This window comes from Butyrivibrio sp. INlla14, assembly GCF_900102515.1.
Taxonomy (GTDB): Bacteria; Bacillota; Clostridia; order Lachnospirales; family Lachnospiraceae; genus Butyrivibrio.
The window spans coordinates 52,353-73,675 of the sequence record NZ_FMVS01000006.1 but is presented as its reverse complement, the minus strand read 5'-3'; the positions used below and the strand labels follow the sequence as shown (position 1 = coordinate 73,675).

16 protein-coding genes are annotated in these 21,323 nt (G+C 41.6%); 2 read left to right on the top strand and 14 right to left on the bottom strand.

Annotation, left to right across the window (positions count from 1 at the left end):
• Positions 1 to 5: 5 nt before the first annotated feature.
• The 10 genes from rhaM to BLO53_RS04885 form a co-directional block, all read right to left on the bottom strand.
• Positions 6 to 320, bottom strand: a complete 315-nt coding sequence (rhaM, locus tag BLO53_RS04930; protein WP_026489596.1) for an L-rhamnose mutarotase — start codon at positions 318 to 320, stop codon at positions 6 to 8.
• Positions 321 to 412: 92 nt separating this feature from the next.
• On the bottom strand, positions 413 to 1,678 hold the full coding sequence (hisS, locus tag BLO53_RS04925) for a histidine--tRNA ligase (RefSeq protein ID WP_092059380.1): 1,266 nt from the start codon (positions 1,676 to 1,678) through the stop codon (positions 413 to 415).
• Between the two features lie 88 nt (positions 1,679 to 1,766).
• Positions 1,767 to 3,722 carry an EAL domain-containing protein gene (locus tag BLO53_RS04920; protein ID WP_092059379.1) on the bottom strand — a complete coding sequence of 652 codons (1,956 nt, stop codon included), beginning with the start codon at positions 3,720 to 3,722 and terminating at the stop codon, positions 1,767 to 1,769.
• A 5-nt stretch (positions 3,723 to 3,727) separates the two neighbouring features.
• Positions 3,728 to 5,680 (bottom strand): EAL domain-containing protein, encoded by a 1,953-nt coding sequence (locus BLO53_RS04915; RefSeq protein WP_092059378.1) that lies wholly within the window; start codon positions 5,678 to 5,680, stop codon positions 3,728 to 3,730.
• Positions 5,681 to 5,703: 23 nt separating this feature from the next.
• Positions 5,704 to 5,961, bottom strand: coding sequence for a hypothetical protein (locus BLO53_RS04910; protein ID WP_051197182.1), 258 nt, complete (start codon positions 5,959 to 5,961; stop codon positions 5,704 to 5,706).
• Positions 5,962 to 6,021: 60 nt separating this feature from the next.
• Positions 6,022 to 8,259, bottom strand: a complete 2,238-nt coding sequence (locus BLO53_RS04905; RefSeq protein WP_242875305.1) for a beta-galactosidase — start codon at positions 8,257 to 8,259, stop codon at positions 6,022 to 6,024.
• A gap of 61 nt (positions 8,260 to 8,320) precedes the next feature.
• Positions 8,321 to 9,319, bottom strand: a complete 999-nt coding sequence (locus BLO53_RS04900) for a LacI family DNA-binding transcriptional regulator (protein WP_092059376.1) — start codon at positions 9,317 to 9,319, stop codon at positions 8,321 to 8,323.
• Between the two features lie 41 nt (positions 9,320 to 9,360).
• Entirely contained in the window at positions 9,361 to 10,242 is an 882-nt protein-coding gene (locus BLO53_RS04895) for a sugar ABC transporter permease (protein ID WP_092059375.1), read from the bottom strand.
• Positions 10,242 to 11,642: a carbohydrate ABC transporter permease gene (locus tag BLO53_RS04890; RefSeq protein WP_092059374.1), complete on the bottom strand. Its 1,401-nt coding sequence runs from the start codon at positions 11,640 to 11,642 to the stop codon at positions 10,242 to 10,244. The genes BLO53_RS04895 and BLO53_RS04890 overlap by 1 nt, the downstream gene beginning before the upstream one ends.
• Before the next feature lie 103 nt (positions 11,643 to 11,745).
• Complete coding sequence (locus BLO53_RS04885) at positions 11,746 to 13,080, bottom strand: extracellular solute-binding protein (RefSeq protein ID WP_092059373.1); 1,335 nt, start codon at positions 13,078 to 13,080, stop codon at positions 11,746 to 11,748.
• A gap of 454 nt (positions 13,081 to 13,534) precedes the next feature.
• On the opposite strand from BLO53_RS04885, the gene BLO53_RS04880 reads away from it, so the two are divergent.
• Positions 13,535 to 15,103, top strand: coding sequence for a YifB family Mg chelatase-like AAA ATPase (locus tag BLO53_RS04880; RefSeq protein WP_092059372.1), 1,569 nt, complete (start codon positions 13,535 to 13,537; stop codon positions 15,101 to 15,103).
• Positions 15,104 to 15,124: 21 nt separating this feature from the next.
• Entirely contained in the window at positions 15,125 to 16,285 is a 1,161-nt protein-coding gene (gene dprA, locus BLO53_RS04875; RefSeq protein WP_092059371.1) for a DNA-processing protein DprA, read from the top strand.
• Between the two features lie 41 nt (positions 16,286 to 16,326).
• Here the strand turns inward: dprA and BLO53_RS04870 are convergent, their stop codons facing one another.
• The 4 genes from BLO53_RS04870 to lepA all read right to left on the bottom strand — a co-directional run bounded on the left by BLO53_RS04870 (position 16,327) and on the right by lepA (position 21,260).
• Positions 16,327 to 17,388 carry a type IV pilus twitching motility protein PilT gene (locus BLO53_RS04870; RefSeq protein WP_026489606.1) on the bottom strand — a complete coding sequence of 354 codons (1,062 nt, stop codon included), beginning with the start codon at positions 17,386 to 17,388 and terminating at the stop codon, positions 16,327 to 16,329.
• 151 nt (positions 17,389 to 17,539) lie between these two features.
• A complete protein-coding gene (gene yfbR, locus BLO53_RS04865; protein WP_092059370.1) occupies positions 17,540 to 18,133 on the bottom strand; it encodes a 5'-deoxynucleotidase in 594 nt (197 codons plus the stop codon).
• A 29-nt stretch (positions 18,134 to 18,162) separates the two neighbouring features.
• Complete coding sequence (gene hemW / locus BLO53_RS04860) at positions 18,163 to 19,398, bottom strand: radical SAM family heme chaperone HemW (protein WP_092059369.1); 1,236 nt, start codon at positions 19,396 to 19,398, stop codon at positions 18,163 to 18,165.
• A gap of 26 nt (positions 19,399 to 19,424) precedes the next feature.
• Positions 19,425 to 21,260 (bottom strand): translation elongation factor 4, encoded by a 1,836-nt coding sequence (gene lepA, locus BLO53_RS04855; RefSeq protein WP_035789768.1) that lies wholly within the window; start codon positions 21,258 to 21,260, stop codon positions 19,425 to 19,427.
• Positions 21,261 to 21,323: the final 63 nt, after the last annotated feature.

Genomic DNA, 21,323 nt, shown 5'->3' with positions numbered 1-21,323 from the left:
AATTTTCAGTCTAAATGGAACACAGGGTGCAGATCTACTGCAACCGGGCTGTTGTCTGGATTAGTTTCCATGATATCAGCCATAAAATCCCACCACTTGCGATTTATAGCAGTGTCAGCACTCTTTGCCCAAAGCTCCTCGTCTTCTATTTCTATGTATCCATAAAGGACTAAAGTCTCAGGATCGAGATAAATACTATAGTTATGGCCACCGTGCTCGTGGATCATCTGCTGCATTTCAGGCCACAGCTCATTGTGTCTTTTCTCATACTCCTTTTCCATTCCTGGATACAACTTCATTTTGAAACCTTTTCTTATCATGTTGCTTACCCCCAATCTGGTTTTTCTTTTATAATCTCACAAAAGAAATCCCCACAGCAACGCAAAAACTCTCAAAATATTACTAATTTAGATTAGTTAAGAGGTTTGTCATAGAAATCTCTGATGTCATCATAGCCCTGTTCAGCTAGCTGCTGCTTCTGGAATTTCTTATTCTTGGCCATGCGGACTGTCAGAACCTTCTTACCAGCTGCACGCTCTTTCTGGGCCTCTTTGATGATTTCAGTAAGTCTCTCACCCTTTATGCCCTTCTCAATAAGAAAAGCAACATTGTCACTGGCGCCAGGAATCTTGAAGCTTTCATCCATCATGATCATGATGATACGCTCAAATCCAATAGAGAAACCGCAGGCAGGTGTATCCTGTCCCAGGAACTTGCCAACCATCTTGTCATAACGTCCGCCACCGCCGCAGCTTCCGCCATACTGAGTCATGGCAATTTCAAAAATAGTTCCTGTGTAATAGCTCATTCCACGTACAAGAGTAGGATCAAACTCCATCTCAAACTGTGCATTCTTGGCAGAATCTACGCTGCTTATGATCTCATCAAGGTTATTTCTGGTATCTTCATCCAGGAAATCACCAATCTTGTCAGCAATCACTTTGATAGCTTCAAGGTTCTTTTTGCCCTCTGTTTCCTTGAAAAGTTCAAGATACTTATCAACATTCTCCTGAGGATAGCCCTGCTTAACAAGCTCTTCTGCTACACCATCAATTCCGATCTTGTCCATCTTATCAAGAGTTATGAACACATTGTCATACTCTTCCTCGGAAAATCCGCTGTAGGCTGCCATTGCCTTGAGCATTCTCCTGTCATTTATACGGATCTTGAAATCCTTAAAGCCAAGTCTTCCAAGAGTTGTAGTTGTAGCAAGAATAAGCTCAATCTCTGCAAGGTTAGAAGGCTCACCAAGGATATCAATATCGCACTGCATAAACTGACGATATCTACCCTTCTGTGGTCTGTCAGCCCTAAATACACTTCCCATCTGAAGTGCCTTGAAAGGAGCTGGGAGCTCATTTGCGTGATTTGCATAGAAACGAACAAGTGGAACAGTCAGATCATAGCGAAGACCTGAATCTGTAAGATCGTTTTCCTCCTTGGCATTGGCAAGGTCAAGCTTCTCTCCTCTTTTCATTACTTTGAAGATAAGCTTCTCATTTTCTCCACCCTGCTTGCTGTTTAAGTTAGCCAAAGACTCAACTACAGGTGTTTCAATAGATGTAAAGCCAAATTCTGAATATGTCTTTTTGATAATCCCAATGCAGTAATCTCTAAGCTGCATTTCTGTGGGAAGAATGTCTCTCATTCCAGTAACGGGTTTCTTTATAAGTGCCATATACTACCTTCCTATAATTCTAATTTTCCTAGATTATAATACACTTCACCACAATTCTTTGCAATGCCTTGTTAAAGTGCCTGATACTCTAGCCATTGTGGTCTCTAAGAAACTGAATGAACTGATCCTTAGGCATTGGTCTTGCATAAAAGAATCCCTGTATATGATCACAGCCTAGTTTTATAAGCTGTCTTGCCTGTTCGCCAGTCTCAACTCCCTCTGCCACTATTTCTTTTCCCAAAGATTTAATGATCTTGACCAGATTGATCATGACCATATATGAAGTTTCTGATTCAAAAGCGGACTGAATAATGCTCTTATCAAGTTTAAAGAGCTCAGCAGGCATCGCAGCTATTCTGGCGATGTTGGAATAGCCCGTTCCAAAATCGTCCATGGAAAAAGAGATACCTATATCCATGAGTTTTTCTATATTCTCATCCATGGAGGCTGAAATGCCCTGATCATAAGTCTCTGTTACTTCAAAGTTTATCTCGGAGGGCTTTACCTGATACTTACTGAGGGTGCTCTTTACATTATCCACCAGATTAGCCTGGATACAGTCAACTACTGAAAGATTGACCTCTGTATACTCAAGTCCATATTTTCTGGCATCTGAAGTTGAGAGCATCTCACATACTGCTGCCAAAACAAATCTGTCTATGGCAAGGATTGTACCATTTCTCTCTGCAATAGGCATGAATATTGCAGGAGAAATAAAGCCAAGCTGAGGGTCTTTCAGACGAAGAAGGGCTTCGCAGGAAGAAAACTTGCCAGTACTTGGAGAATAAATAGGCTGATAGTAAACCTCTAAAATTCCCTCTTCAAGGGCATGCTTGACTATACTATCAATCTTTTTGTCGTGTTCTACAACCTTGAGATTTAAGTCAGAAACCCTGATTATTTCCCTACTCTGCTTGGATAATACTTTCCCAAGAACGCCTCTCACCTCGTTATATCTTTCTATAGAATCAGCTTCATCAGGAAAGGCTATAGCATACGTAGTTTCAAAGAATTTCATCTCCTCATTTCCAACTTTCCACACTTCCTTGAAACGCTTTCGAAGCTGTTCCACAGTTTTTACAATAACTGTTTCATCCGGCATGGTGTTAAGAAAGATAATGCTAAAGTCCTCATTATCTGTAAAAAATACAGTTTTTTCAGGGCTAAACCCCTTTAGATAATCTGTAATCTGGGATAACAGCTCGTAAGCAAGTTCAGGAGACTTTTCTCCAATAACCACAGAAAATCTATCAATATGAATACCTAAAAGGGTAAACTCTCTCTTTTGCAAAAGATTTGTGTTGATTATGAAATTCAGAGCTGTCTTGGTTGCCGCTCCTGAAGTTCTGTCAATAAATTCACTTGGATTTTGGAAAGTATATACGCACAGGAGAAGTGACAAAGATACACTAAACTCAAAAATGCAGCTTGATTTTGTAAAGATCCTTATAGGCACAGCCAAAAACATCAGAATATAGAAGATCCAAAGAGCAGACGACTTTTCCGTACTAAGAGATCTTGTATATTTTACCAAAAGATATGTGGCAAAGATAAAATACAGGTCCGTTGCAAGGTATACTGTGGCTCCCTGGGGATATATGTACTTGAGCTGTCCTTCCTGGGTAAAGTAAAAATAAAAGCCAGTATAAAATCCAACCATGAATACAATCATCGAATAAACTGTAGGCAGGATAAGCAGTGCTTTCTTTAAGATGTTATCCGTTTCAATCTGGAAGATACTCATAACATATCTGATAGCAAAAAGCGGAATAAGATGCGCTGCTATCTTTTCAGTAAGAACAATAAAATTATTGAGTTCAGTTCCAATCACAAGATGCGCATGATCATTATACAGATACAGTGTATGCAAAAATCCCATGAGATTAAGCAAGATTGCATCAACAACAAGAGCCCCAAAAAAGCGGCCCTGTGTATTGAAATGTTTTTCCTCAGATAAATGGATGCCAAAGGTAACAAACAAAAGCACCAGCGATGCTATGGAAAAACAAGGCTCATAAGTTTGAGGGTTAGTAAGTATTTCCATAAAGTTTAGCCTTCCTCAAAGTATGCATCAATAAACTTTACATAGGAACTGTCCTTCATAGGAGCTCCCATATAATCACCTATAAGATAGTCGCAGCCAATTTCTTCTGCCATTAGCTTATCATCTTCATTTTCAATACCTGATGCCCCTACAAATATGCTGACATCATGGAAAAGATTCACCATGCCCTCAGCCACCAGTCTCATCTTTTCTGATTCTCTGGCCATTCTGAGAACTTTTACATCAAGATTAACCTGAGATACAGGAAGTGATAATATCCTATCCAGGTCGCCATATCCGCTTCCAAACCTGTCCACTATGATATTGCTGTTCAGATCACCCATGATCCTTAGATTGTGCTCTGCAACCTTATTCATGGTGGTAAGGGTCGTTTCTGTAAGCTTTAGGCTGATCCAGGATGCTTCTGCCTTTTCTTCTCTCAGGATTTTCTTCATCCTCCTGACAAAGTCATTTTTAGATATTTCGCCCTGAGAAAGGCCTACTATAGCCCTGTACTTGCCCTTTTTATCTCCCGCATTCCAAAAAGCCAGAGCTCTGCAAGCTCTTCTATATACATATTCGTCTGTATCCATGAGAGCCTGAGTTACTTTATTGTCCGTAATATACTGCCTGGCATCAATCTCATTGCCATTTTCATCAGTAAGAAAACAGATAACATCTGCGCAGTAATTGATCCTGTAGACTTTGGACAGCATAGGCTGATATCTGATACTGGCTGTTTTTATTTCAAGAGCGTTTCTGGCCATGGCGTCGAAATCCCTGGCCTTTTTCAGTTCTTTAAACTCATTGCTGTCCACATCTACGATTATTTCCTTGCGGTCTGCAATGTTATCACATATAAGTTCAAGCTTACTCATAAGCTCTGAGTAAGACATATAATCCTCTGGGTAACGCATCAAAAAGCAATGCCCCTCTATCCTGATAGCCATGCCGCCACTATTCCACGGCTCATCAAGCCTTTGGGCTATGACTGCTAATAGATGCCTTGCTTTTTCTTCAGAATTTGCCTGAACAGTTACAGCAAAAGTGTTTTCATCATACCTGTAGGCATAACTCTGAAGCTTCATTGTCTTGTAGCCAACAGACTTAAGGTACTTGGCAATCATCTTGATGACCATGTGGGACTGATTATAACCAATCTCTGAACTCAGAGCCCTTATGTTATCTATTGTTACAAATATGATGGCGTGACTGCTTTTTCTCCTTACTTTTAAGTCAAGTCCCTCTAAAAAAGCCTTTCTATTTAGCATATTAAGGCTGTCATCAACCATCTCGCTTGGATTCTGAAGGGTTATATAAACCAGTGTAGCGCTTATAGTATTACAAAAATTCTCAATAAGAAGAGTTGGATAAAAATACTGAAGAACTATTCCGATAAAAACAAATACAATGTAAGAAGAAATGACAACCCTAGTTTTCATCCTCATCAGATGGTTGTAGCGCAACATCAAAAATACTCCGCCAAGGACATAGTAAAAGGCAAGGAGATAACATATCCAGATTAGTTTTCCTCTATGATAGATTCCATCGCTTGAGTAATAAAACAGAATAGGGTAAAAGAGATTTATGACAACCAGGATAAAACCTGTTGTGATTCCAAATCCGCAGATAAGAAAGCTCTTTAAATCCGTAAAATTAATATAGATATCAAGAACCGCCAGAATATAGTAAAAATATGTTGTTGCAGAAAACATGTGGGCTAAGAAATAGACAGATCCAGCAGCCATTTCTGCATAAGGATACCACCATGCAGCTACAGGGTGCATCTGAAGAATCGTTTCAATTCTCTCAGCTACAGCAGCTATAAAAACCGTACTAATAAGAAGGCCATAAGCTCTTTGTCTGTACGCAGGAACAGACCTTCTGGACAAAGAAGTCACGGCTATAGTCACAATTATACAAATAGCGCAAATATCAAAGTAGTAGTTATACTGCATGCGCTAGCCTCCAGCTAGAAAAGTTAAAGCCATTTTAGCGGGTTACTGATCACCTTGGCTTTACTCATGATTTCATCAAGATTCCCCCGCAAATACTCCTCCAATCCTGCAAGCTCCTGTGCAGAATAGCCATTGTGGCTGACAATCCTGCAATCTGGCAAAAGCCCTTCTGCTACCTCAGGCCCCTGCGTCCCATTTCTCTCAAATTTGACACGGACAATTTTTCTGTTGTCCTTATCCCGAACTATCGCAGAATAAGTCATAGTCATATCGTCAGCCATTTTCATACCTCAAAAGTGGTATCGGAAAACATAATTCCGATACCACTATTATAAGTCAATTTATGAAATTTTGATAGTATATTGTGTAGTTAATCGTATCTGATTTAATCTTAATGCCTTGCCCTCTTCCATAGCAGGCCAGTTCTGCAGGTACATTTTTTCTTTGTCACTCTCATACAGTGGAGTCATGACTATCTCGCCTCTAAACTCTGTATCTGCATACCTTTTAAGGCCTATCTCCCACTCCTGTCCAGTATAGAAGCTGTCTGTAGCAATTTCTCCACCTACCAACAAAGCAGCAGTGTCGCCTTCATAGCCTATATGCATATAAACTTCGTTTGAATCCTCAGGGATTCCTTTTACATTAACTTCATAAAAAGCTCTGTCATTTTTACCATATCTGTCAGGTGCTTCAAGATATGAGGCAGGCTCTTTTATCTGAGTTACTTCTACACTTGCATCATTTGTATACTCATTTTTGCTCTCATATATAGCAAAAACCTCTGACGAAGTGTAGCCTTCAGCTATATCCGATTTCTTTTTACAGGTAAAAGAGTCATTTACAGCTGAAAGTTCAGGGAAGGCCCTGAATACAAGCTTTGCATTCTCATCAGTCTCATACAAGAGATTAACACTGCCATCAGGACATGTTATTGCATCAGCCTTTGAAATAATAAGGTGTTCTCTAGAGCCGATTACAGCCTTGCTGCCATGGAGAGCTTCCTCTCTGCTTAAAACAATTATCTGATCACCACCAAGATCACCTGATACGTCCATGGTCACTCCCCTGTCAGTATCAGTGTAGAATACGTAAGCATTGTGGTGGTCAGCGTCTATATCATGGATCACGCACATAGGAGTTGCATCTATAGTAAGAAGGGCATTTTTTCCAACTTCCATGTTAAATGGGTAAAAGAAAAAGTTTCCATCTTCTACATCACGGCCAGCGAAACTTGCAAGTACAGTCTTTCCATCCTCAGCATAGGCCTTTAATTCTTTTTCCTTGTGAAGCGCCATCTCGTACCTTCTCTGGTAGTTATTGACAAACAAATAACCAGAATTGTACTCCCTGCCATCTTCGTTTTTCTTTTTCTTGTATCTCACAGAAATCCTGAGGTCTGTAAGATTATCTGGCTTAAGAGGGTTTCCAGGCTGCTCGCAAAGAGGCATGTCGCAAAGATCATTTCCAAAATCGTGAACAAAAGCAGCAAGAAGTCTTACCTCTCTGTAGGTATCCTCCATCTGTCCATACTCGCGAAGAGGAGCATTAAAATCATAGGAATACTCAGGAAGATCATTAGGATAGCCTGTTTCTCTGCATTCCTGAAGAGTTGTAAGTTTTCCCTTAGGATTAGTTCCGCCATGGTACATGTAATATCCCAAAAGATTTGCTCCGCTTGCCATTTTTACCATGGACATAGCAGCTGTATCAAGGCCCGAAGCAATTGGTCTTCTGTGGTGAGTTACCTGAAGGCCTCCACCAAGCTCAGCTGTAAGGAATGGGAATTTTTCCATATCAAAAGTGATGCCGGCTCCCAGTCCATGATCAGAACCGATGTTGTGGTCATTTCTCTCCCTTGTAAAGATGTAATTGCCACTAGGCTCGATCTCGCCAAGTCTCTGGTCCCATGGTGCCTCGCAGTAGCCACCCATTACAGGAAGCATGCCGCCAGTCACTGCTCCGCCCCAGCCTGTTGCTGTATAAATTGGAGCATCAAAGCCAATTTCCTGGGCCATCTTTTTGAGGGTGCGCATGTGTTCTTCGCCTTTTTCTCCTGAGAAGCCTCCGCAATGGCCATACTCGTTCTCAATCTGGATTCCGATAATAGGGCCCTCGTCTTTGATGAAAAAGCCCTTAGCCTGCTCATAGGTCTTTTCATAGAATTTCTTTACATGTGAAAGATATAAAGGATCATTGGATCTTACTTCATAACCCTTTTTTCTTGCATCCTCAAGTACCCAGTCAGGGAAGCCGCCGTTTCTGGCTTCGCCGTGAGCCCATGGTCCAATTCTTAGAATGCTGTACATGCCAACTCTTTTTACTGTTTCAAGGAAATCCCTAAGGCATCTGTCGCCTGTAAAATCGAACTGGCCCTGTATTTCCTCATGATGAATCCAAATGACATAGAGTGAAACTATATCTATTCCTCCAGCCTTCATCTTACATAATTCCTCTTCCCAGTTCTTTTTGGGATATCTGCTAAAGTGCATCTCTCCCATCATAGGAAACCATCTTTTGCCGTCCACAAGAAGACTTACATTGTCGTATCCAAGCTGCGTTTTGCTAGTAATTTTCATAATATTTTCCTCAATAATTCAGGGCGGTGATAAATACTATTACTATCATCGCCCTGTTTGATTACTTGGTGCTTTCTTTTAATATAACCTCATAATTTCTAAGCATCTTGTTCTGTACATTTTCACCGTCTATTATCGCCAGAAGAGTTCTGGCCGCCTCGGCTCCAAGATTCTTGTCATTAAAATTCAGTGATGTCACAGAAGGAATTGTACTGTCAAGAAGTGAACTATTGTAAAAAGATGCAACACGAAGATCCTCAGGAATCTTTATATGCTCATCTCTGCATCTTGCTATAACTTCTCCTGCAATGCTGTCATCCATACAGATAACGCCATCAATATTCTTCTTAAGAAGGCTTTTTATTATTCCAGCAACTCTTAAGTTGTTATCAACATCCAGATAAATAAGATTCTGGTCAATATCCAGCTTGAGTTCCTCAAAGGCTGCTGCAAAGCCTTCATATCTGGTTCTTGTAATATAGTGGTTAGTAGAACCGCCTATAAGCGCAAGTTTGCGAAGCCCCTTTGCAAGAAGAATCGACGTAAGTTCCTTACAGGCGTCATAATTGTCATTGTCAACAGAGATAATATCCGGGTCTGTAGTCTTGCCTATGGCTACAAACGGGATGCCTGCCTCCTTCAGATATTCAGCCGGCGCATCGTTTACCATTGTCCTTGTAAGGATAACACCGTCAACCTTATGGTTTTCTATGATTCTCCTAAGTCCGGAAATATCGCCGCCTGCTATCAGGGAAACAACTATATCATAGCCAAAACTCGATGTTATCTCGCTCATGCCTATCATGCATCTCTGAAAAAAAGGAAGATCCACAGCATTGTAGTCATCTGGCCACACCACTCCAATATTGAAAGTTCTCTGCTGAGCAAGTGCTCTTGCCATGACATTTGGCCTGTAATTATGTTTTTCTATATACTCCATGACCTTGGCCTTGGTATCAAATCCAACCCTGCCCTTACCAGAAATTGCCCTGGATACGGTAGTCTTGGATATGCCAAGCGCCCTGGCCACATCGTCTATTGTAATTTTATCGTCTGGCATAAATATTATACCTTTCGTTCTCACTTAGCTTCCGGAAGGCGTCAGCCCTTAACTGCACCACCAGTTACGCCCTCAACGTAGTATTTCTGAAGGAACATGAAGAGGATAGTTACAGGAACTGCAACCACAATACCGCCTGCGCAGAATCTTGTGAAGTATCCCTGATAGTCGCCAACAACCATCCATCTCTGCATGGCAACCGCAACGTTATAGCTCTTATCATGGCCAAAAGCGATATAAGAAGCAAATACATAATCACACCATGGTCCCATGAATGCAACAAGGGCTGTGTAGATAATGATAGGCTTGGCCATAGGAATGATCATTGTAAAGAAAATCCTTGCACGGGAAGCGCCATCAATTCTGGCTGCCTCATCAAGAGCCTTAGGTATTGTATCAAAATATCCCTTACATACATAGTAGCCCATACCTGAACTTGCTATAGATACAAGGATAAGACCTGGCACAGCACCTGCCTGAGTAAGTCCCATCTGCTTTAACAGGAAGTACAGACAGATCATTGTAAGGAATCCAGGGAACATTCCAAGGATGAGCCAGAATCTCATAAGGAATGTTCTTCCCTTAAATCTCATACGTGAAAGTGCATAGCTTACGCATAATACAATGATGGTGTTAAAAAGTGAAACGAATATAGAAATAACGAGTGTGTTGCAATACCATCTCACATAGTTTGTTTCCCCATTAAAGAGGAATCTGTAGTTATCCAAAGAGAATGTGTGAGGAATAATATAATCTACCATTCCGCCATACTCTACTTCTGGAACATATGACCTGAAGCTGGCCATAAGCAAGCCAAAATATGGAAAGAGCCATATAAGGCTTATGAGTATAAGTAAAATGTAACCAAAGAAGTTACCTAAAGCTCTTTTTCTTTTCATAGAACCCATTGAATTCTTAGCCATTATTGGAATCCCTCCTCATCCTTAACTGATGGTAATAAGTTATAAACAACAAGGCTTATACCCGCTGTAACAACAAATACCATGATACCGATAACAGCAGCCATACGATAGTTGGTGTCGTTGATGGTCATCTTATAAAGCCAGGTGATAAGAAGGTCTGTACGGCCTGCTCCACCAACAAGGTTTCCAGTCTTGGGCTGGCCCTGTGTCAGAAGGAATATAACGTTAAAGTTATTAAGGTTTCCTGTGTACTGTGTAAGAAGGAAAGGTCCTGTTACAAACAGCATGTAAGGCATTGTAATATTAACGAACATCTGCCATGGAGTTGCACCGTCTATTCTTGCACTCTCATAGAGATCTTCAGGAATATTCATAAGAAGTCCAGTTGCAATAAGCATCATGTAAGGAATACCGATCCAGATGTTTACCACAATGATCGTGATCTTTGCAAGTGTTGGGTTTACCCAGAACTGAATAGCCTGGTCAATTACGCCCCACTTCAGGAGATATCCATTGATAAGTCCGTCATTTGCAAAGAGCTTTGAAACATAAAGAAGTGAAACAAACTGAGGAACAGCAATTGTCATAACAAGAATTGTTCTCCAGAGCTTCTTAAAACGGATACCTTTCTTGTTGATCAGCATTGCTACTGCTATTCCAAGGAAATAATCAATAAATGTAGCAAAGAATGCCCAAACCAAAGTCCATACAAGTACTACTACGAAAGTTCCACCAAATCCGGCTGTTCCGAAAGAAAACAGATTCTTAAAGTTCTCAAGTCCAACCCAGGAAAAGAGATTTGAAGGCGGCTGATGGTTAGCATCGTAATTAGTAAATGCTATACAGATCATGAAAATAATAGGTAAAACGGTAAATACAAAAATTCCTGTTACAGGAAGAGCAAGAAGTGTCTTGTCAAAGTTTGAATCAAAAAGTGACTTGAAATCATCTCCATTTGTAGGAAGCGTTCTGCCGTTCTTTAAAATAAGCTGTTCATTGCGATTTACCCTGACATTGATTCTCCAAATTGCAATAAAGGCAATAACCGCAAATATAGTCAGAAGACCAAACAGCAAGATCAAAAAGCTGTTGTCTCCATAAACAGTTTTTCTACCCTGCTTGGTTGTAGCAACTGTTCCAAGAGTTGTGATCTTGGACATATATTGCCATCCAAATGAGATAATGAAATATAAAAGACCTGCTTCTGCAGCCAGAAGAGTAAGGCCGCGCAGCCACAATCCCCTAAGAAGAGATCCAAATCCAAAGATCAGAAATGATAATCTTGTCTTAAAATCCCCCTCCTTAAATGTTACGCCAATATCCTTAATATCGTTTCCAAGAACCCCAAGGAAATTAGCTACTGCATTTTTCTTTTTCTGGCCATCTTTTGTTTTAGCCATACCAGCTTCCTCCAAATGTTTTATATACAGTAATTCTTCCGGCGAAAAAAATATTTCCGCCGGAAGAACATTGATCAGTCAAACAATCGCTTATTAAAGCAAATTATTTAGCATAAGACTCAAGGTCAGCCTGATATGCTTCAAGAGCCTTTGTAAGGTCTTCGTCAGAAGCCTTCTGGAATGAATCCTTAACATCGCCTGCAAGGGACTCAGCACGTGTCCAATAATCTCCAGGATAGTTGCCCTGAGGAATTGTGTATGCGAACTGCTCTGCAAGAGCTGAAAGAGCTTCGTTAGCCTTAACTGCGTCTGAAGCCTGTGCATTTAAGTTTGAAGGGCCCCAGCCAACTGCGTTGAATCTTGCAAGCTGAACTTCTTCGCTTGTAAGGTAGTAAGCAAGGTCATCACAGATCTGAAGCTTATCTTCGTCTTCCTGTGGCTTAACACCAAGAAGCTTGCATCCGTTGAATCCGCTGAGCTGGTATGTGTTTCCATCAGAACCTGTGAATGTAGGAAGCTTAGCACAAGCATAGTTGTCGCCAAGAACGCTCTTTACTGTATCTGCATCCCATGTTCCATCGATGATTGCTGCATAGTTAACAGCATCGCCTGCTGAAGAACCAGCCTGGTAAGCTGATGAAGAAGCAACCTCGATCATCTCCTTAAGAGCTACAAGACCCTTATCTGAAGCATAGTCAACATTGCATCCTGTGAAGTTACCCTGATCGTCTGTATCATATGTAAGCTGGCATCCTGTTCCGAAGAAGAATGCTACCTGATACCATCCTGTCATATCCATGTAGAAGTTCTTGCCTGCAGCTTCGCACTGCTCAATGATTCCCTCAAGTGTAGAAGGATCTGTTACAACGCTCTTATCATAGTAAAGGAAATATCCGTTATCAGCTGTCATAGGATAAGCATAAAGTGTTCCGCCAACCTTACCAGCCTCAACAACACCAGCTGAGTTTGCTGACTCTACAGCTGAAAGGTAATCTGGGTTAACTTCCTCAAGTGCGTTAGCTGTTACAAGTCTTGTAAGCTGATCCTGTGCGAATCCGAATACATCAGCGCCTGCTGTAACGTCTGTGATCATGTTACCAGCAGCATCACCTTCACCAACTGCCTCTACTGTGAAGTTAACACCTGCATACTGTGGATATGCAGTCTTGAAAGCTTCGATCTGCTCGTTTGTGAAGTCTACTACGTTCTCAGCAACCCAAACCTTAACTTCCTTGCCATCATAAGCTGCTGGATCAACTTCTGCAGAAGCTTCTGGAGCTGCCTCAGTTGTCTCAGTAGCAGGAGCTGCTTCAGTTGTCTCAGTTGTCTGAGCTGGCTCGCTTGTCTGTGTTGTGTCTGCTGCCTGCTGGCCACATCCTGCTAAAAGAGAAGCGCCCATTGCAGCTGTTAATAAAACAGATACCAATTTCTTTTTCATTTTATTTCCTCCATAAATATTAAATATGCCAATCAACGGTATGTTGATAGCATTTTGTCGGTTGCGCAAAGCGCAATCGGTTGCTCTATAAAAAAGTGTATTCTTTGTGCACTTTTTTGTCAATAAAGCATTTTGTATGATAAACTGTTTACCTTTTTATACAATGTGCACATTGACTTTTGAGCCGGAAACGTTTTCGGTTACGTTACCGGTAACGTTTGGCGCAATCGGGTGCGCACGCAAAACCGCACCAGTAGCGGGCTTTTGATCATTTGTGCACATTGTCAGTAGCCAGTCATATTGTTCTATTATTATTGTTGCGTCTTAGTGTTATCGTTATACCGACATACATAAAATCTTAAGAAAACATTAAGAAAATCCCAAAGATTTATCTGGAGGGATTATATATAATTACCCAGTCGATTTTGTCTATGCCAAATAGAAAGAGGTAATAATGTTCAGTTCTATTTTTTCTGGTGCTGTCCATGGCATTTCCTCATACCTTTTGCAGGTTGAAGTGGATGTTTCAGATGGTTTACCAGGCTTTAGCATGGTGGGTTTTATGAGTGGCGAAGTCAAGGAAGCAGGCGACAGAGTCCGGGTAGCTTTGAAAAACATGGGATTTAAGATTCCCGCTTCCAAGGTCACCATTAACCTATCTCCTGCAGACATCAAAAAGGAAGGAATCATAGTTGATCTTCCTGTAGCAATAGGAATATTGTCTGCACTCGGGGAAATCCCCGAAGATAATCTAAAAGATATATTGGTTCTGGGCGAACTTGGACTTGATGGGGAAGTAAAGCATATAAGCGGAACACTTCCAATCGTTATCAAGGCCAAGGAAGCCGGCTTTAAGACAGTTCTTTTGCCAAAGGTCAATGCAAGGGAAGGTGCCGTCATTGAAGGCATCAAGGTCGTTGGCATCTCTTCTCTTCCGGAAGCTGTGGCCTATCTAAACGCTTCAGAAAAGGAAAGAGACTCTCTTATCTCCCCAACTAGAGTTGATATTGGAGAACTTTTTAGAAAAAGTGAATATGAGGATGTGGACGTAGACTTCTCAGATATCAATGGTCAGGCCGCTGTAAAAAGAGCTGTAGAAGTAGCCGCGGCAGGTTTTCATCATATTCTGATCGTAGGTCCGCCAGGTTCCGGAAAGAGCATGGTAGCCAAGAGGATCCCAACTATCCTGCCTCCTCTCTCGCTGTCAGAGAGTCTTGAAGTTTCCACAATCTATTCTGTAGCGGGGATGCTGGGAGAAAATGAAGCACTTATCACTAAGAGGCCTTTCATGAGTCCTCATCACCTTATCACCGAGACAGCTCTGACTGGTGGTGGCAACATACCTCGTCCCGGCGTCATATCCATGGCACACAGAGGAGTTCTTTTCCTTGATGAAATGCCGGAATTCCCAAGGTCCAAGTTAGATCTTTTGCGTCAGCCAATTGAGGACAGACGTGTCAACATAGTAAGAGCCAAGGGCAATTTCACCTATCCATCGGATTTCCAATTAGTAGGGGCCCTGAATCCTTGTCCCTGCGGCTATTATCCCGACAGAAACAGATGCAAATGCACTCCCAATGAGATCAGAAGGTATCTGGGCCATATTTCCGGCCCCATACTTGATAGGATTGATATCTGCGTGGAAGCTCCAAGAGTTGATATTTCAGACCTTACGGAAAAGACAAAAAGAGTAAATGAAAGCAGTAAGACAATCCGGGAAAGAGTCTTAAAAGCAAGGCAGGTGCAAAAGGAGCGTTTTAAGGGAACAAGCATCCGTTTTAACAGTGAAATGACCCCCGCTGACATCAAGAAATACTGTCAGCTTGGCTTTAGAGAGCAGGCCTTTTTAGAGCATGCCTTTTGCTCTATGGAGCTTAGTGCCAGGGCCTATCACAAGATTCTGCGCGTAGCAAGGACAATTGCAGATATAGATGCTTCTCCCGAGATAAAGGAAATACACCTGATGGAAGCTGTAGGCTACCGCATGACAGATGGCAAATACTGGCATCAGAACGAAGAATAAACAAGAAAGAGGAATACAAATTTGATAACAGAAAATGAATACGCCCACTGGCTTTTTAACGTGCCAGGGCTTGGAAACAGAAGCATTGATAAGCTTCTGTGCAGTGGAATGAACTGTAAGGAAATATATGAGGCAGATGTCAAAGAGTTTAAAGGCATACTGACACCAGCAAGGATAAAGTCCCTTGAAAATTCAAAAAGAAGCTGGGATTTTGAGCTTGAAGCAAAAAAGCTCAAGGACAAAGGAATATCTTTTATTCCAAGGATTGATAAAAGATTTCCAGAAAAGCTTAAAAATATCCCGGATCCTCCCTTTGCGATTTATGTAAAGGGAAATCTCCCAGACCCTGAAAAGCCCTCTGTAGCCATTATCGGAGCAAGGCTCTGCTCTGACTACGGAAGGCAGATGGCACGGACCTTTGGAAGAGGCCTGGCCCTTGCAGGAGTTCAGGTTATTAGTGGTATGGCCCGTGGAATTGATGGAATAAGCCAAAAGGCAGCCATTGAAGCTGGAGGGAATTCCTACGGCATTGTCGGCTGCGGAGCTGACTATATCTACCCTCCCGAAAATAAGCCCATCTATGAGCAGCTCTGTTTAAGCGGAGGAGTCATCTCAGAATATCCGCCAGGAACTGAGCCCAAGGCAAATTTCTTTCCCATGAGAAACCGCATCATCAGCGGTCTTGCAGATATTGTTCTTGTCATAGAGGCCAGGGAAAAGTCTGGGACGCAGATTACTGTGGATACTGCCCTTGAGCAGGGGCGGGAAGTTTTGGCGGTTCCTGGCAGAGTTACCGATAGATTAAGCGATGGCTGTAATCTTTTGATCAGCCAGGGTGCGGGGGTTGCCATAAGCGTAAGTGATGTACTAGAGCGGCTGTCCCATTTTGCATCTGTCCAAAAAGAGAAAAGTGAAATTGAGGCAAAGGATTGTAGCAATACTTCATCCGGAAATTACAATGATCCTTTCGATAATTTTACTGAAAAGGAGCCAGAAAAGACCCTGGATGATGAAATTCTTGATCTTATCGATATCATTCCAGTATCTGCCTCTAACATAATCGAAGGCCTAAATTCCAGAGACATAGATATCTCAATTCCTCAGCTTATGACAAAGCTCATGGACCTTACTTATAAGGGACTCATCCTTCAGGAAGGAGTCTACTTCAGGAAAAAAGCTTAATATATAAAAAGTGCCGTAGTCTTATTGGCTACGGCGCTTTTTTATCTTAACATCTTCATCTGCATTGTATCGGGATCCTGCGCAAATTGAACTGCCATTTCCCGAGATATCTTTTGGCTTCTGTATAGCTCTATAATAGCATCATCCATCGAAATCATTCCCTGTTTGCGATTAGTCTGCATTACAGTAAGCAGCTGATGTGACTTACCCTCTCTTATAAGGTTTCTCACCGCAGAATTGACATGTAGGACTTCAAAGGCAGCAACTCTTGAAGAGCCGTCATTAGCAGGAATAAGCTGCTGCGACACAATAGCTTCTAATACGCTTGCCAGCTGAATTCTTATCTGTTGCTGCTGGTGGGAAGGAAAAACATCTATAAGTCTGTCCACTGTATTGCTGGCTCCAATCGTATGCACAGTTGATAGCACCAAATGTCCAGTCTCAGCTGCAGTGATGGCAGTACTTATAGTTTCAAGGTCCCTCATCTCTCCAACCAGGATAACATCAGGATCCTCACGAAGAGCCGCCCGTAAGGCATTAGCATAGGAATTAGAATCCGTGCCGATCTCTCTTTGGTTCACAATAGACATCCTATGCTGATAGGTAAATTCAATAGGATCCTCAAGGGTTATAACATGAGCTTCTCTATTGTTGTTGATCTTATCTATGATCGAAGCAAGGGTTGTAGACTTACCACTACCTGTAGGACCTGTGACCAGCACAAGTCCACGCTTTTTAAGGTAGAGTTCACTTACTCCATCTGGTATTCCAAGACTCTCCGCAGATGGAATCTCTGTAGCAACAACTCTAAAGGCCAGAGCCACAGACCCTCTTTGCTTGAATACATTTAGTCTGTATCTTCCTACTCCGCGAATAGAAAAAGACATATCGTGCTGTCCATTTTCTTCAAGCTTTTCAAGCTGTTTCTCTGTCATTATTTCTTCTGCGATGGCCAGAGTATCAGGTGGAAGAAGTTTTGGGAAATTTTCCATTGCAATTAGCTTACCATTTAGCCTCATCTTGGGCGGAAGGCCAACAGTAACATGTACGTCAGATGCACCTTTTTCTTTTGCCTCTTTAAGGATATCTTCTATCATTGACATGTGCAGATTATTCCCTTCATCTCGAGCATAATTGATTATAAATCCTGCGTTATCTCGTATCAGTCTATCGTATTAATTATGATGCTTATACGTAAAAAAATCAAATGCTGCAAACCGCCATTTTCTGGCAAAAAGAAAGAGCTGACTTTTCTCAAGTCAGCTCATCAAGCGTATTTCCATAGGATGATAAGAATTCATTAACAAAATCTAAAACTTCAGGGAGCTCCTGATAAAGCTTTCTTATAGATTTACCAGTGCTATCTTTTGCAGTCTTGAACTCTGCATTACCCACATTGACCTCGCTGATACACTTAATAAGAGCAGAGAGCTTATCTGCTGCCTTAACAAGCTTTCTGATATATTTGTCTTCCTCAGTATCGCCAGGAATAAAAATATCCTCATAAATTGGCCTCATGTCGTCAGGAAGCTTATCAAGGAGCTTGCTGTCTGCAAGAGCCTCAACCTCCTTGTAGGCGTGCTTTAGCTCTGAATTGAAGTACTTAACTGGAGTAGGCATATCTCCAGTGATGATCTCGGACGCATCATGGTAAAGACCTATAAGTGCAGCTTTATTGGCATCAAGATGCTTGCCATATCTCACATTTCCAATAGTGCAAAGAGCATGCGCGATCATGGCAACCTCCATTGAATGCTCGCACAGGTTCTCCTGCCTTGTATTTCTCATAAGTGCCCATCTGTCTATGTATTTCATTCTTGATATTAGGGCAAAAAAATTGTAATTCATAAAATTCCCTTTCTAGATACCAAATATTTTCAAAGCAAAAAATCAGCCATAACAGTATTGCTGACATCAAGTCCCTTATCAGATAATCTCAGATTGTCTCCTGATTCTTCTAAAAGGCCCATCTTAATGTATTTATCAATTACACTTCCGTAAACTTCTCTTATGTTCCTTCCAAATTCACTTAGAAACTCTAATGTATTTACGCCAGACACAAGGCGAAGCCCCAGGAACATAAACTCTTCCATGCATTCATTAGTTGAAAGCTTTTGAACTTCCTGGCGCAGCTTTTTAAATACCTCGTTCGCATAATGAGAAGTGTCCTCTTCGCAGAAAGAACTCTCTCCTGTCACAACTTCAATATATTCCCTTATGTCTTCTAAGTTCTTCCATCTGACATTGTTTACCATGCTGGATGCGCCAAGACCAAGCCCCAGATAATTGCCTCTTTTCCAGTATACCTTATTGTGGTAGCACTCGTATTTATCATATTCCCACGTGCGTCTACTATCTCTATGTATGGCATCTTCCTCTTCGATTCCATCAAGAGCATAATTTGATATCTCATATCTATGATATCCATGTTCCGCTAGAAATTTCTTGGTCTCATGATACATCTGTCTGTCTTCCTCTTCAGAAGGAAGATTAAGGTTCATATCATAAAAAGGTGTCCCTTCCTCCACAATAAGACTATAGGCCGATATGTGTTCAGGCCTTAGCTCTACAACCTTTTTCAAAGTCTCCATGTAAGACCTTAGGTTCTGATCTGGAAGTGCACTCATCACATCAATGTTGATATTATCAAAGCCAGTCCTTCTGGCATTTTCGTAGGTCTCAAAAAACATTTTGGAATCATGCACTCTGCCAATGCCCTTTAATTCCTCATCATTAAGGGACTGAGCGCCAATACTGATCCTGTTAAACCCGACGTTTCTGTAATCCACAAGCTTCTCATACATAGCAGATGCCGGATTAACCTCAAGTGTAATCTCGGCATCAGGGCTTACATTAAAATTTTTCTTTATATGTTCAAGAGTTTCGCATATATACTTAGAATCCGGAAATGACGGCGTTCCACCACCAAAGAAGATGGATCTGACGGTGTATCCATTAGTGCCATATTCCAAAAAAGATAGCTCTATTTCCTGACTCAAGGCCTTGAAATATCTGCTGATCTGTTCTTCTCCTGCGCCAAAAGAAAGGAAGTCACAATACAGACACTTCCTAACACAAAACGGAATATGAACATAAATTGATAAATCCTTCATTCTTCCCTTTCGCAAATAATTAGATATCAGTCCGTATTATCAAGCTTAAGTACGCTGAGGAAGGCTGCCTGTGGCACCTCAACATTACCAATCTGGCGCATCTTCTTCTTTCCCTCTTTCTGCTTCTCAAGAAGTTTTTTCTTACGGGAAATATCGCCGCCATAGCACTTGGCAAGTACGTCCTTCCTATAGGCCTTAACTGTCTCTCTGGCGATAACCTTGCCGCCTACAGCTGCCTGGATAGGAATCTCAAACATGTGTCTTGGGATCTCATCCTTGAGCTTCTCGCACATCTTACGTCCTCTCTCATATGCACCCTCTTTATGAACGATGAAAGAAAGAGCATCAACCTCTTCTCTGTTGATGAGAATATCAAGCTTAACAAGCTCAGATCTCTCATAGCCCTTAAGTTCATAGTCAAAAGAAGCATATCCGCGAGATCTTGACTTAAGTGCATCAAAGAAGTCATAGATGATCTCATTAAGAGGAAGCTCGTACTTGAGGATTGCTCTTGTCTGCTCAATATAATCAGTACTAAGATATTTGCCTCTTCTCTCCTGGCATAGCTGCATGATAGCTCCTACATAGTCAGTAGTTACCATGATCTCACCATTTACTATAGGCTCTTCCATGTATTCAATCTCTGATGGATCAGGAAGATTTGTAGGATTAGTAAGATCAAAGCAGGTGCCGTCAGTCTTATGAACCTTATAGACAACAGAAGGAGCTGTTGTAACAAGGTTAAGGTCATATTCTCTTTCAAGTCTCTCCTGAATAACTTCCAGATGAAGAAGTCCCAGGAAGCCTGCTCTAAATCCAAAGCCCAGAGCCTGTGAGGTTTCTGGCTCATAGAACAAAGAGGCATCGTTAAGCTGCAATTTTTCAAGGGCATCTCTAAGATCTGAATAATGAGCTGAGTCTGCAGGGTAAAGGCCGCAGTAAACCATAGGCATAACCTTTTTATATCCTGGAAGCGCCTCAGCACATGGATTTTCTATATCTGTTACAGTATCACCCACGCGAGTGTCCTGGATATTCTTGATAGATGCTGTAAAATATCCAACATCTCCAGCAGCAAGTTCATCACTTGCGATAAATCTGCCTGGTCCAAAATAGCCAACTTCTACCACGTCAGCCTCTGCACCGGTTGCCATGAATTTAACCTTCATGCCCTTTTTGATAACGCCGTCTCTGACGCGGACAAATACGATAACACCTCTATAGGAATCATAAATACTGTCAAAGATAAGTGCCTTGAGCTGTCCGTTTACATCTCCCTGTGGAGCTGGAATCTTGTGAACAACTGCCTCTAAAACGTCCTCTATTCCAATACCATTCTTGGCTGAAATAAGAGGTGCGTCCTGAGCCTCTATTCCGATCACATCCTCTATCTCGTCCTTGACCTCCTGAGGCTGTGCACTTGGAAGGTCTATCTTGTTGATAACAGGAAATACATCAAGATCATGGTCAAGAGCCATATATACGTTCGCAAGGGTCTGTGCCTCCACGCCCTGAGTTGCATCAACAACAAGGATTGCTCCGTCGCAGGCTGCAAGAGATCTTGAAACCTCATAACCAAAGTCTACGTGACCTGGTGTGTCGATCATATTGAAAGTATATTCCTGACCATCGCTTGCCTTATAGATCATTCGAACTGCCTGGGATTTGATAGTGATTCCTCTCTCCCTTTCGATGTCCATGTTATCAAGGACCTGATTCTGCATCTCCCTGCTGGTCAGAACGCCTGTCTTCTCTATCATTCTGTCTGCCAGAGTAGACTTACCATGGTCAATATGTGCTACAATACAAAAATTTCTGATTTTGCTCTGATCTGCCAAAATTAATTCCTCTATTCTATACATAATTATTGTCAAAATTAGCTCACATCATCATATCATGTAAGCGTCTAAAAATCCATAAAAAAT